Here is a 13,828-nt window from a genome sequence, read left to right as displayed (position 1 = left end):
TAATAAAAAATGCTCCTGGAAAAATTCTGATTTTCCAAGAGCACCTACTAACTAATCTTCTACCCATAATGCTATATAAATAAATATGACGTAAGCTAAAACAAAGAATATAATCACGCCAAGAGGGATAATCCAAGTAAGATGAGTCTTAAATGGTCTTATTATCTTCTGGCTAGTCGGAAGGAATCTATATTCCAATTTTTCTAAAACCTTTTCTGCTTCTTCTTCATCTCTAACTAAAAGTTCACTCCATAATTGCTCATAACGTTCTCGAATTTCTTCTTTTTTAGAACTATCCTCTAGAAAAGCCATATAGCTACCTCCATAAAACAAAGTAGCAAGAAGACCTGAAGAGCAAAGCTTCAGATCTCCTTGCATTTAGACGCTCTTCTTGGCTATAAAACACTTTTTAAATAGTAAAGGAGACAAAATAAGCAAAAGCCCTAACAATAAAAAAATGGACCCGTACAAATATAGATAAAAATCTTGGGCAGGGATTAACATACCCATCTTGTAAATTGATTCACCACGTCCACGAGTCGTAAGAATATCAACTGCCTGCTCGGTTACAACTAGACCTGCAATTAACATAACAAAAAATACTATTGCTTTTTTCAAATTTCACTCACCTCCCTTTACAAAATAGTATAGCTGTAAAAGATAGTGAAAAAAAGAAAAAAAGGGCTCAGTAAAAAGGAACCTGTTCTTAATTCACCTCTTAGTTTACGTAAACATTCCCTGCTCCGCTTGCACCGTAACCTTTTGGTTGGGTTAGTCCAGTGATTCTGATATGATATCCACTACCTGCCGGGATACCATCAAAAGTTCTACTGTATCAGGTTTTTGAAACATTTTCAGAACTGTTTCCAAATATTTTCTCTGGGACACTCCATTATTTCCATCCATTCCATACATCTTGCACAATCTCATATCTATTAGTAGCTTCTACGTCACTAATACCTGTGTCTTGCCATCCTTTGATTGTCGCCGAATGGGATGCACCAACAGAAAAAGCGTCGTCCCCAATTAGTACAGTTCCATATTTAACCCCACTAAGTCTATAATAGTCTACAGTTGCATTTGTAGAAAATTCAGATGGATTCAGTGCTTTAACGGTTGCAGGATTGCCATCACCAAGAACCAACTTCCACTCTTCACCATCTTTGATTACTTTCAAATTTTGTTTTTCCCCATCCTCTTTGATTGCAACTGCTACACTCGAATTGGACTCTTTTTGGGCACCGACAACTTCAATTTTGTCAAAATCAGTTCTATTACTGTATTCCTCATACTTCTGAATTCTTCACTGAGATACCACGAATCTTTGACTAGACTTACTGCATCCGAAAAATTCTTTTCGTGCACAGCAGTTAAGTATTTTGCAACAACTTTTTGAGTCTCTTGCTTGGATTGATCGACAGTAGCTTGGGATGTAGTTTGATCTTTTGTTAAAGCTTCTGAAGCAGAAACCGAAACTGAAGTATCAGCCGACGGAACAACAGATGCAGCGGATACAGAAGTACCTAATGCTGCACCATTGTAAGTGTAGCAAGTAGCGTAAACCATTTCTTCTTCATTCCAAATTCCCTCTTTCCATTAATTTTTTGATCTATGTAAGTAAAATCTTTGGATGTACTTTTGCCAAATCCAACTTGGAATCAATCACTCATTTTTTAATATTTGTAAGACTCGCGACTGTTATAGCGATAATTTGTTAAATATTCTAGTGTTTTCAATCATTTTATAGTAAATAACTATTAATCGATCATATAATACTATTTTTGTTAAAATCGAAATTCAGGAAAAAAGTTATACATCGTTTAGGATCGTAGTTTATGTCCAGCATTGCTAAGAATAAAACTTAATAAGGAGGAAATTAAATGGATTTTTTAATCTTGGTGCCACAGTTTTTAATCCAGGTGTTTACTATAGTCGTCGCTTTAGTGATATATGATAGATTTTAAAAAAAAAGATGATCCATGTGAAGCTGAATTACTTGGCTACGGCAGAAATACCTGGGCACGACAAAAAGAGCGATTTGCATCGCTCTGTAACACATTCATTTATGTATTCAGTTGGTTTTCCTGTCCGTAGCTCACTGAACAAAGGGGATCCGGACAAACTCTTTGGTCTGGACAAATCCCCCCCATCTTGAATAAGCTTCAGACACTTAATGAGCTTATGTCCACGCCTAAATATTCTCCCAGCCGCATATCTGTGTCTGTTTTGACTTTGCTCCAGAGAAATCTTAGTTCGTGTGTGTATCCCCGATACTTGGCCGTAATACGATCCTCCAGTTGATGTTGCTCCAGAACTTTGATTCCACGCCTTCACATTTCCTGGCGTACTCGATACTGTTCCTTTGATACATGATTCCTGCAGCGATCATTAGAATCCAATTTCTCGTTAGTTTGTTTGTTTATAATAATTTGATAAAATGCCCTTTAAAACTTGTTTATAATCGTTTTTATTATAAGAAGAGTTATCAACTTTTATCTTGGTTATGTTTAAGCCATTAAAAATTTTTTCTTCTAGTTCCCTTCTTGCTTTAAGAACCTGCAGCGTTCCTTCTAACCCTTTGTAATTTTGTTTTTTACCATACCCTTGATTCGTATAATATTCAATAAATCCCTCTGACCATTCCTGAGGTCTTTCCTTTACAGCCTTTCTGAAAGAATGATCAAGATCGTTCTGATCTACGTAAATCAACAATGGACTTAGTGGAGCTACAATTGTTTCCAGTTCGATAACGTAACTTATAACGTCTTCCCTCTTCGCATCATGTTTAATCATCCCCATTGTTACAGGGTTTTGAATAAAACAACAATCAAAAACAAAAGTGTCCGCACCATTTAAAACACGGTCCGCAAACTTCATCCATCGTTCGGTTATCAGTTTCCTGTTTTGATCTAGCGATAATTCATAAATATCATGTTTGAAAACTGCATGAAGCAATTCATCTGGAAAATTTGGCCCGTATTCAATTTTTACTTTCCGATATTCTAGGATGTAATCGTTACCTTGTTTAATCATGAGATTACTCAACAAATCTTTAAACTTTTCATATGTATTCAATAATTCATCGCATTCATTTTTCTTAAAGAAAGCGACTCCATCATAATCAGCAGGATGTTCTAGATTTCCTTCTAAAAACAGCTGGGATGTAATGTTCATTTCCGTAAGAATTTCATAAACGAGTTGAGCAGTTGTTGTTTTCCCGCATCCTGGCAATCCCTCAATCAAAACTAACTTCGATCTCATCATAAAGCTCCTCCATTCGCTAGTAGGAGGATAAGCAGGTAGGAATCAATAGAGACGCAGTTTCCCACGAATAAAAGCGGATACCATCAGGTATCCGCAGCATGGGTTTATGATACACCTTCCCCTGCATACCCTGTAAGATTAAAGAAAAGCACGCCTAATAAAATAGTGTATTCACGATTACAGGCATCCTTTCGAATTGTTAATCTTTACAGAGTAATCCACATGATAAGGTATGCTCCTTTGTTTGCATCTCTATGGTTTAGATTAACATTAAGCATAGATAAATACAATCAGGGACTTTTTAAACAAACCTGCCCGTTAGCTTAATTCACCGTCATACAAAAATACCATTTCTCGCAACGGCTCAAATCTTGCTCATAGTCGAGTAACGGATGTGCATCCCCTATTCCCAACCGCATGATTGGCGAGAATGATGTACCCCCCTTCAGCTCATCCACTTCATCAGACTGCCTAGAATCCATTCTAACGCCCCCTAGTCTTGCGTCATGCCCCTTTAACTAACTGATAACAGAAGCCAACTCAGTCCCGCTTCCGCCCCGATGTGGCATGTCAAAAATCATGCTTTTAGGAACGCCACATTTCATCAATAATTGAAACAAATTTAATACACAACAAAAAGTAGCTCCTGCAGGCAATGCAGGAGCTACTTTTTGTTACCTTGCCACTGTTGTCATTCAACTAACGTTCTCTGTTAGCTTAACCAAACGACGAACCTTAATCATCGCTTGTTTCTATACAAGAGTTCCAAACAAGTAAACGGCAAACACTATAATACTAAGAATAAACATAACCCCTCCCACCCTATAACACAAGGAAGTTCCAAAATTATTTGGATATTTTCTCGAAATTATCACTGCTGGTAACCAAAATACAATAGCAGCCATAAATGGAATGTGATACCCCTCGGTTTCATTCGTATATATATCCCAATTGAATAACTTAAACAGATAATGGCTCAACATGAAGTCGTTTTGAAATTTAAAATTAAATAAAAAACCTAAAGTTAGAACAACTATTGCAAATGACCCAGTACCAAACGGTCTTTTTATTGTCACTTCATTTCGCTCCCCTGCAAACTGTTGCCCTTTGGCTACAATTCTCATCGAGTTGATTTCCTAATTATTTGCTATACGTAGGAACAGTAAATTTGTTGCGTTATCCTGCCCGTTAGCTCAACAGGCAGCCGATATTACGGCAGCCTGTTCTTATGATACCATCGTGTAGCATTAGTTATCTTAATCTCTAGGTGACCTTTAAAGCAAAATGATAAAATGCATCGCCACGAGATTGGTTCTCTACATCTTCATCCATCCACCATACCCCGTATGAATAAAAATATGTCCCTTTTTCTGTAGGAGCTTGAAAACTATTTTCTTTCAATAAAACTTCTGTACGTTTTCCTTCATAGAATTGCTCGACATGAAATTTATTCGGTTGGGGCTCATAATTCATAATGAATTTTACAACAACACCAGGCTTTACTAGAATCGGTTCTTTTCCTTTTAAAAGTTCAACTGGACCAGCTAAATCCACACATGACGTTGTCCAGCAATATGTGCCGAGTTTTGCTTTGTACATTCGTTTATCAATCTGAATTTGAACTTTTGGTGGTTTCTCTCCCTCAAGGTCTTTGTTTTTTTGCTGAACACCCGTGCAACCAACTATATATATAAGAGTTAGTGCCATAATGAATAACAAGACTGTATTCTTCAAATAAACCCTCCTATCTTTATTCGATCCTAATTATTCAACGATAGAAGAAGTAAATTTGTTACAAATAAATTCATGATATTAGTAAAATACTGTTTAACATGTTTTTTCGGAAATAAGATTACTTGTTGAACTAAAATGCCCGTTAGTGCAGAGGCCAACTGATTTAATAAATCCGAGAACTTACCCATACAACAGTTGTTATTGCAATTAATGCGGCCATCAAAACAAATAAAATATAACCGGCTTTAGTTTTCACACTGCTTCGGTTATCATAAACCTCTGGCTTGACTCCTAACCCAAGCCACAAATCACTAATAAGACTCACAACGACTAACGCGAAATTTTTGATCATCTTCATGTTACAACGCTCCTTGTCCTAGTATTTATTCCCGAATCGATTCCCCCTAAATAATACTACGTATTGGAACTCTCCTGCCCGTTAGCTTAATGAAGCAACGTCAGTCTAATGTAGTGTAGCGTTTAGAAAAATGTAAATGAGCCCATTACCGAAATTCGGAAGATTATTATTTCCAATTTTACATGCAATGAGCTATTTATGTTCAGTGTAAGGCAGTGTAAGATACTGGTCGTTCTTAAGACATCGTCATCTGCTAACTCATCCGCTTGGCGTTCGTAATCTTCTAAATTAGCTGGGATCTTTAATCTTACTTTATCACCGTCAAGGATTACTCCCATTTTGCTCGCGTGTTTGCTTTTCTCTTTGCCATTCCTTGATCAACTAATCGTTTATAGTAAACACGAAAACTATTTTCACTTATTTTTGGAGATATTAGTAGCAAAGTCATTAAGAATCGAACTCTGCGAGTATCTCTAACACCCTCGTATGTCTGCCTACTCTTAAAAACGGATGTTCCCGAGATTTTATTCTCCGCAGCTACACTAAGGTACTTTTTAAGCTCTAAATATGTTGAGAAACGTTCATTATCACCAATGCACCGATAAATGTACAGGCCTTAGATTCACTCATGATAGGGAAGGACATAAGTATCATTGTATAAGGATGAGGTTTATATCCTTTTTCTTTATTCCCATAAAGCAAGGAAGCTATCTGTTTATCCATGCTTTTTATCGCTTCATCTATACGCAAGGTCTCTTCAATAAGCTACGTTTACCGTTCAGCTAGGTGTGGAATGTTCAAGGCTAATGTGTTGGGTAACAGTTCTGCCAAGGTCATAGAGGCTTTTGTAGCAGTAGTTCTTGCACCATTTGTTATTAGAGTTTGCCTAAGTTCATCTCGAGTTACCTGGGCCATTTCTTGCGCTGCAGGATACTTCAGAGCTAATTTGAGGACACTTAACGCACCTGTCTTTTTAAAAGCTCGTTTAAGTTCAGGATTGGTTACTGAAAATAATTGCTGGATTTGATTCCTACCTCTCGTTAATTGAGTAGTAAGCAACCAGCGATCCCTAGTTAATGTGCGGTATAAAACCTGTTCTGCACTTACAGGACGAACTATACGCGCCGAACGAATATCAGGATGAAGGGTTTTGTGCCATCCCATATAGGCCATGATTCTAGCATCAATTTCATCGGATTTTTCATTAAGCCCTAGCTGGCGTTCACGAAATCCTTTACAGCTTTATTTTCAACCTGATATATAGAGTAGCCTCGATCTAATAGAACTCTAACAACTAAATATGAATAATGCCCACCAGTTGGTTCCAGTAATATAAAGAAATCCTGGTATTTATACTCGAATTGTGCTTGAATATCTTCTAAAGCATGGATAAACTTTGTAATCCCTTGGCTATCCGAGTTAAGCTTCATTGTTTCACTACGTTTCCATTTCTTCTCACTGCGGAACTTTTCAAATGGAATGCAAGCAGCAACATGGAAATCCGAACCAATATCTATTCCAACATAGAAGGGATAAAAAGCTCTTGAGTTGTCTTGGTCTTCAATAATGCTCGTATCCGTAAGCATAAAATCATTCAACTTATGATCACCTATTCGAATCATTTGCACCAGATTAACCAAGTTTTCTTAAGAGCTCCGCAATGGACCCAATGTAGTATGTCAGGTTTTAGATTCGGTGCATTACCCATAATAAACTGAGAGGTCGAGAATCCGCCTCAACAACTTTAAAGGGCTTCTGTTAAGTTCTTTCGACAGAAGGAAACAATTCCCTTCTTTATCTATTAAGTTCTCTATTTTTCTACGCAAAAAAACCTGTCATTTCGACAGGTTAAATAATCATCAAATGTGCAGCGCCAAAATATGGAGCTCCTCATTTCTGTTAAAGAAGTCTAGAAGGATGTCCTGCCGGCTCCAAACCTATTCTGGGCGGTTGTTCCCTGAGAGGTCACTGCACAATTATATATACGCCTATTAAGGGCTAATTCCTTCTAATACGGTACCAGTTACCACAAATACTTTATAGAAGTCTTTCTAAGTTCCACATTAGACTCAGAGGTTAACAGGTACTACGGTATTTTAGCATGTTGCTCAAAAGTGGTAAAAGCCTATTTATTGAACTAACGTTCCTCGTTAGCTTAATTCCGAAATCTCTCGGGCAGACCGAGGGGCGATAGTCCCAATGTTTGAATAGGTTGTTATCTGATGGATACGCCATCTAGGAAACACTAACATTTCTTTTACTTAATTTCTTAAATACCGAGTAATCCTTATTGGACTTAATAAAACTTAATATTTTTTCGGCACATTCTATTGGATTCATCTCTTCCGTATTTACTTCGAGGTCATATTCATCAATGCAATATACTTTGCTGAACTGTGAAGCTGCTAGTCCAATCTGTCTATCTCCTCTTGTTTGCTCTCTTTTTATGAGTTCTTCTTCCGAGCATATTACACCTATAAATAACGTAGGCTGATCGAAAAATTGATCAATAAACTCATTAAACCTCTTGTCATTGTCGATTATGGTATCTGCTATTACATTAAAACCCAATTCTAATAACAATTTAATTGTCGAATGGTACACTGAGAATATGGAATCATCAAGTAATTGTGAGACAACTTGATGATCTATTTCTTTTGGAGGATCATCTGGAAATTTATTATTAATAAAATCATAGTAATTATAAAAAAAATCATCAATTGATAAATGATAAAAAAGGATCTCTTTCTGATTTATCAGTTCAGTCGATATGGAGGTCTTTCCGGAACTTGAAGTTCCATTTAGAAAAACTAATATCCCTTGCTTCAATTTAATCATCCCTTCAAAAAATAATTATTTCGTATCTTTCAGATAACGTTATATTCACAAAGTTCATTAAATTATCCAACTCAGAAAATATTCGAGAAATGATTGAACTATCCTGTCAGTTAGTTCAATAAAAAGAACGCTCCCGCGCCTTCGCTTGGGCTACGTCCTCCTCATTATATTCCATTTCCAATCACCTATTAAAGAGCGTACGCGGGTAGCATGTAGTGCTTAAACAGGGAACTTATCTTAACCTAAGCACTAAGAAAATACTTTATTTTCTTTTAATATTAAAAAATCGAAAATAGAGCGTCCCCCAAGGGATGCCCTTCTTTCACTATATTGCATTAATGGTGAATTGTCCTTTTGCAGCTTTGATCTCAAAGTAATATTGTTTATCTTTATTTAAACCGATCAGTTGTTTGCTATTGCCAGAAGACACCTGAAACTCATCAATCACGATATCTCCCTGTTCATCTTTAACTCTCACAAGCACATTACCTGCACTGTTTGCATCATTTATGATTGTCTTATCCCAAAAAACACTATCAAATTTGACGTAATCTTGACCATCAAATTTAATACTGTTCCATTCATCAGTTTCTTTTTCAATAGCCATAACTGAGATTATTTTAGGAGAAAAATAATTATGGACAGTTTCTACATTTTGATAAACTTGATAAGAACAAACAAAAGTAATAGTTAAAATAACAAAAATAGCACTAGATAAACCAATTTTCTTAAATTTACTATTAAGCATATTCATATACCATCCCCTTTTGAAAACGTGGTAATATAATTCGATTGGTTACTTTATTATATATACAAGTCTTTAGAGGAGTAGTACAGCATACCTGTCACTGAGGGAAAAGACTTTTTGTATTGCTAGTTCACTTATTTTCTCCGAATAATCGTATACAATAAAAATAACTGCATAAATAAGCAGACATTTCATCCTCATGTATTTGTGGTATAATGGATATAAATAAAAGTAGCCGCGATGTTAGCGCATTACGGCTACCCGACAAAGGCCGGTGGGCAACCACGGCGAGATTTCAGTTCAATACGAAATGAAAAACCACCGGATTCCTAGGCTCCCATACCTATTCACGGTGGTTTTTCTTGTCTTTGCGTGATTGTTTTCATGCCTGAACCAAAGTCTTAAGACCAGTAGTAATACAGACCACCTTTAGCACAGCGTCAAGAGTCTTCACGATAAGTTCAAGAAACGGGGTAGTCCCCCTTCGAGTAGCTTAGCCGTGTCATTTCCCACCGGTTATCTTATCCTATTAATTGGACCATAAACGAAATACTCGGAAATAGAATAGGAACAAGAAGCGCCCCGAATTCGGAATGCTTCTGCTGTATTTCCAAGACCAGGAATCCCTCTGACGTAGCTTACTAAAGAAAATGTTTGGCTTGTGGTATCGTTTGCAGCGTTTGCGCTATGGATCAGTACATGCTCAACTGTCTCCCTGTCAGGACCTCCAGGTTCACTAAATGCATCTCCATAAATCACACGCAAGCATTTTGCTCAATTAGACAATGGGGTAAGAAACTTAATTATTTCTTTTCCTCTTGCACATTAACAATTAAGTCTGCAAGCTGCTTAGCATCCTCTACTTTATGGGATACAACTACATTCCCCTTTGTGTCTATAATCCCATATTCACCGACCATCCCAACTGATCCAGTGTTATCGTTAAAGAAAACAAGTCGTTTAGTCACAGCTGGTTGTTCACCCCATATACTTTCTATGTCTCCCCCCAAGTATTTAGACAAAGAACTGTGTGTTCCATCCAGCTTAGAAAAAGTCTTTTTTCCCTCCCAAGCTAAGCTCATATAACCATTTTTCAACTCGTAATAATAAATACTGTCACTCCAAATAAAATACATCTTGGAAAAATCATTCTCAGGAAAAATAAAGCTGAAACTTTCTCCTTCAGGTCGATCCTTGGATACATAGAACTGAACTCTTTGCAGTCCAATAACTCCCAATCTAGCTTTTGCCAAATCACCACTTTGTATCAACTTTTGTACATTTTGATCAGGGTTTATAATAGCAATACCATTGTTCTTGGAGTCCCAATCTACAATAGCATTAAAATTCTCGCTAATAAATCTCAAAGGAACATAAGTCGTGCCGTCTTTCATAACTGGTGGAGTGCTAAGGCTTATTTTTTTATGATTCTTAAGAGCAACGTTATTACCAACAGTTAGCTGTAGACTATCGCCATCACAAGTCACAGTTATCGTCTTACTTTTACTATTCCAACCGACTTTGTAGTCTCCTAAAGACTCTACAACACGTACAGGTACAAAACTAGTATTGTTTACAACAATGGGACTTTTCATATCAGTAAGAAGATTGCCATTTGCGTTTAATTGAATGGGCTTCGCCTTTGCACTAGCCATATTTCCTGAAAGTATAAGCAGAACAACAATACTAAGAAAAGTTTTCTTCAATATAATTCTTCCTTATCTGTTTTAGATTGATATTCCTTATTTTTAACGCTGAATGACTATCGTGGCTAGATTCCCCTTTCTTCACATCCAAATTTCCTTCATCCCTCAAAGAAGCTAATCTAGTTTACCATAAATAACCTTTATATGGTATACTTTTCTATAACAATACTATAAAGCACCGAGCTAATTCCTTACTGGCAATTGAGATACTACTTCCTACCGGGGAATCTATCAAATTTTTCTATGGTAACAAAAATGAAAAGGAGACTTACATTGATTTTCAAAAACAAAAGACGCTTGTACAAGCTATTTGCCGTGGTATTTCTCTTGTTGCTCTTCTTGAGTGCTATCCTGCTCACCAATTTGACGCATACAGAAGAGATCGCCGATCCTGATATGAATGCTCGCACAGTCCTTAAAGCAGGAGACACTTCCTCGTTCAAAATTGACAGGCTGAACAGCTCGTTTCAATGGTTTCATAGTCTGGATCGGGCAATCCAATTTAAAAAATTTGATTTTAAAGTTCCTGATCATCTGCCCGAGGGTTATCAGCTTGAAATTGTAGATTTGAGTACACTCTTTTCTGATGCCAACCAAGCTGATCTTCTTAATGTCGTATCCATAATGTTCGTATCGAAATTTGGCAGCAAAAATGAGCAATTTATAGAGATGCTGGCTTCCAAAGGGAAAGGAAATATGTTGGAACATAATTTACTGTGGGGTGCCCCAAACTCACAAAAGTTAGCACAAACTCAGTTTTTCCAACAAAGTGAGGTTACATTGGGAAATGTAAAAGGCGTGTTATTCACGAAAAAGCAAGGCTCTCAGCATAATCGAAAAGCAGCCAACAGCTTTGTCTGGCAGGATAACGGTGTATCGTATGCAATCAATTGGGAGAAGCTCACGCAAAAAGAAATTGAAAAGGTTGTACAATCCTTCACTTTCCCACAGCAAGTCCAACGTGTTCGTTACGAGGGAGAAGGGAATTCATTTCCTCTGTACGATGAGACGGATTTACTTGCAGCGAAGAATATTCTAGGCTTTAAAGTGAAATTTCCTGACAGCTTGCTGAACACTCATCTTACACTGAATGACTCGATCTTGTTGAGGGCGGAAGATCAGAATACTAGTTACTCGTTTAGACAAACTGCAGATGCTCTGTGGAACACCTATCGTGCACCGTACAATTCCACAATTATGATGACCCGAATGACGAACTTTTTTTCTATCAAAGTAAAGCGCCGCTTTTTGAAACGGCTAAGCTCTCGTTCATTCGTAAGCTGGAGATTAGTGGGGTTGAAATATCGGCTTACGCCGACAACAACCACGTCTACTTTGGACCCCTCTATTCCAGCAACGACAAATCAAAGCTCAAAAGTCAAACCTACTATTTTTGGAAGCAAAATAATGTTTTTTATGCTACGGCCTTCCTAGGTCTGGATAAAAACCAGGAAGATAGTTTGAGGACTTTAGTTCTCACTCCTCTTCAATAAGATTGAAGTTGCATAATAAGTTATCCCCCCCAGTTATGATTTTGGGAGGCTTAGTTTGTTATTAAATCGAAAAGGGATTCTGTCGAAAGTAATGTTACCCAATGAATGGCCTGTGAAGGCGTCCCTTGAAGTAATTTAGCTCATTCCTTTTTCCTCTGCTATTGCAAATTAATCTGCTTCTACTTTCGACTCTAACAGAAAGCGGGTATTGGGATGATTTTTTTAAAAACACGCTTTCCTTACTCGATTCGGGTGGAGGCAGCGTGTTATTTGGTGCCTATACAACCTAGCAGGTAAAAATATCAAGTACATCCCAGTTATGATTTTGGACTCTAGAGCTCTATAAAGAGCTTTATTGGGTCGAGTGTTCCTTTAATTAGGTGAAAAACTACCATCGTCTGATGACACGACTACAAACTAGCTTTTTCTTACGTAAAGCAAGGATTCATTTTCTTCGGTTGTGCTATTTGCTTTATCTGTAAACAATCAGGAATTTAGATGCTGAGCAATCCAACTATTTAGTGCTCATGCACTTAAGTCGTATTCAAAAAAAACCACTGTTCATTGTATCTGTTTATTCTACTAACCCTTATTTTTCTATCAAATAAAATAAAATAAAATAAAGTAAAGTAAATCCATTCCAGAGATTTATCCAGTATATTTATAAGGCAACTGTGTAAATATAGCCCATTGATCAAAAAAATATCAATAGGCTGCAATATAAAAAACACTTAAGGTTTTGTTCTAAAACAATAACGACTCTGCCCCGTCAATCACAATTTGTGCGCCAGTGATGTGACGCGAATGATCAGATGCCAAGAATGTCACCAAATCAGCAACCTGCTCGGGTTGCCCCGGTCCATCTGCCAACGGCTGATCTCCTTCAGGAAATTGCACAGGGATGGTAATCTGCTTTAACCCTTCTGATTTCTCAGTGGTTTCATCAATATTCGTCGAAATTGCCCCTGGATAGATGACATTGACACGAATACTAAACTTGGCCAGCTCCAGGGCTGCCATTTTAGCAAAACCGGTTTGACCTGCCTTTGATGTGCTGTAGGCTGACATCCCAAAGCTGGTAAAACGCTGATTTCCATTAATCGAGCTGGTAATGATAATGCTGCCGCCACCGTTCTTTTTCAAATGTGGTATTGTGTACTTCACCGTCAGGAAGGTTCCATCCAGATTCGTTGACAATGTTTGCCGCCAATCCTCAATGCTCAGCTCCTCGATCGGTCCGACGACCCCGTTAATCCCCGCATTGGCAAAAATGATATGCAGTCCGCCAAACAATTCAACCGCTTCCAGAACTGCTTTTTCCACACGCACCGGATCGGCAATGTCCACGTCAAAAGCCCGGGCTGCCCCTTCACGTATGGCATTAATTTCTCTTTCCGTCTCCAAAATACGATCATTACTTACGTCAAAAAGAGCGACATTTGCTCCTTCTCTAGCCATTTGAATGGCCGTTGCCTTACCAATGCCAGAGCCAGCCCCCGTAATTAGAGCAGTTTTACCTTCAAACCGTGCGCCTCCTGCATATGTGTAGCTCATATGTATCGCTCCCTTTCAATAATCTGTATAATCACAAGATTACCCAAAAGGGTATACTTTATAATCACCATTTTTGCGCATTTTTTGCTGTTCCGTTGCGATATTCAGGAAAAGGTCGAATATTTCGTGCATT

The 13,828-nt window shown here is 37.6% G+C and carries 17 protein-coding genes; 1 reads left to right on the top strand and 16 read right to left on the bottom strand.

Annotated features, from left to right (window positions below; genetic code table 11):
- Positions 1-51: 51 nt before the first annotated feature.
- The 15 genes from ACU1JV_RS12005 to ACU1JV_RS11935 all read right to left on the bottom strand — a co-directional run bounded on the left by ACU1JV_RS12005 (position 52) and on the right by ACU1JV_RS11935 (position 10,648).
- A complete protein-coding gene (locus ACU1JV_RS12005) occupies positions 52-378 on the bottom strand; it encodes a hypothetical protein (RefSeq protein ID WP_228392897.1) in 327 nt (108 codons plus the stop codon).
- Entirely contained in the window at positions 379-618 is a 240-nt protein-coding gene (locus ACU1JV_RS12000) for a hypothetical protein (protein WP_413985984.1), read from the bottom strand.
- A 274-nt stretch (positions 619-892) separates the two neighbouring features.
- Entirely contained in the window at positions 893-1,177 is a 285-nt protein-coding gene (locus ACU1JV_RS11995; RefSeq protein ID WP_413985983.1) for a hypothetical protein, read from the bottom strand.
- 35 nt (positions 1,178-1,212) lie between these two features.
- A complete protein-coding gene (locus tag ACU1JV_RS11990) occupies positions 1,213-1,566 on the bottom strand; it encodes a hypothetical protein (protein WP_413985982.1) in 354 nt (117 codons plus the stop codon).
- A gap of 840 nt (positions 1,567-2,406) precedes the next feature.
- Complete coding sequence (locus ACU1JV_RS11985) at positions 2,407-3,261, bottom strand: hypothetical protein (protein ID WP_413987562.1); 855 nt, start codon at positions 3,259-3,261, stop codon at positions 2,407-2,409.
- A gap of 326 nt (positions 3,262-3,587) precedes the next feature.
- Positions 3,588-3,746 (bottom strand): hypothetical protein, encoded by a 159-nt coding sequence (locus ACU1JV_RS11980; protein ID WP_155742217.1) that lies wholly within the window; start codon positions 3,744-3,746, stop codon positions 3,588-3,590.
- A 270-nt stretch (positions 3,747-4,016) separates the two neighbouring features.
- Positions 4,017-4,388 (bottom strand): hypothetical protein, encoded by a 372-nt coding sequence (locus ACU1JV_RS11975; protein WP_058829522.1) that lies wholly within the window; start codon positions 4,386-4,388, stop codon positions 4,017-4,019.
- A 139-nt stretch (positions 4,389-4,527) separates the two neighbouring features.
- A complete protein-coding gene (locus ACU1JV_RS11970; RefSeq protein ID WP_249930775.1) occupies positions 4,528-4,998 on the bottom strand; it encodes a hypothetical protein in 471 nt (156 codons plus the stop codon).
- A 163-nt stretch (positions 4,999-5,161) separates the two neighbouring features.
- Positions 5,162-5,356, bottom strand: coding sequence for a hypothetical protein (locus ACU1JV_RS11965; RefSeq protein WP_058829521.1), 195 nt, complete (start codon positions 5,354-5,356; stop codon positions 5,162-5,164).
- Positions 5,357-5,684: 328 nt separating this feature from the next.
- Positions 5,685-5,951: a transposase gene (locus ACU1JV_RS11960; protein ID WP_346835813.1), complete on the bottom strand. Its 267-nt coding sequence runs from the start codon at positions 5,949-5,951 to the stop codon at positions 5,685-5,687.
- A 176-nt stretch (positions 5,952-6,127) separates the two neighbouring features.
- Positions 6,128-6,529, bottom strand: coding sequence for a hypothetical protein (locus tag ACU1JV_RS11955; protein ID WP_255305243.1), 402 nt, complete (start codon positions 6,527-6,529; stop codon positions 6,128-6,130).
- A 38-nt stretch (positions 6,530-6,567) separates the two neighbouring features.
- Positions 6,568-6,954 (bottom strand): hypothetical protein, encoded by a 387-nt coding sequence (locus ACU1JV_RS11950; protein WP_155617167.1) that lies wholly within the window; start codon positions 6,952-6,954, stop codon positions 6,568-6,570.
- A 637-nt stretch (positions 6,955-7,591) separates the two neighbouring features.
- Entirely contained in the window at positions 7,592-8,185 is a 594-nt protein-coding gene (locus ACU1JV_RS11945) for a chloramphenicol phosphotransferase CPT family protein (protein ID WP_058829518.1), read from the bottom strand.
- A 334-nt stretch (positions 8,186-8,519) separates the two neighbouring features.
- Entirely contained in the window at positions 8,520-8,948 is a 429-nt protein-coding gene (locus ACU1JV_RS11940) for a hypothetical protein (protein WP_413985981.1), read from the bottom strand.
- A 797-nt stretch (positions 8,949-9,745) separates the two neighbouring features.
- Positions 9,746-10,648: a copper amine oxidase N-terminal domain-containing protein gene (locus ACU1JV_RS11935; RefSeq protein WP_413985980.1), complete on the bottom strand. Its 903-nt coding sequence runs from the start codon at positions 10,646-10,648 to the stop codon at positions 9,746-9,748.
- Between the two features lie 273 nt (positions 10,649-10,921).
- Between ACU1JV_RS11935 and ACU1JV_RS11930 the strand changes: the two genes are divergently transcribed.
- On the top strand, positions 10,922-12,082 hold the full coding sequence (locus tag ACU1JV_RS11930; RefSeq protein ID WP_413985979.1) for a peptidase M56: 1,161 nt from the start codon (positions 10,922-10,924) through the stop codon (positions 12,080-12,082).
- An 803-nt stretch (positions 12,083-12,885) separates the two neighbouring features.
- Here ACU1JV_RS11930 and ACU1JV_RS11925 read toward each other — a convergent pair.
- Positions 12,886-13,695, bottom strand: a complete 810-nt coding sequence (locus ACU1JV_RS11925; RefSeq protein ID WP_058829515.1) for an SDR family oxidoreductase — start codon at positions 13,693-13,695, stop codon at positions 12,886-12,888.
- Between the last annotated feature and the right edge of the window lie 133 nt (positions 13,696-13,828).

The organism is Paenibacillus sp. T2-29, from assembly GCF_052921365.1.
This window is presented reverse-complemented; position numbering and strand designations above follow the sequence as displayed.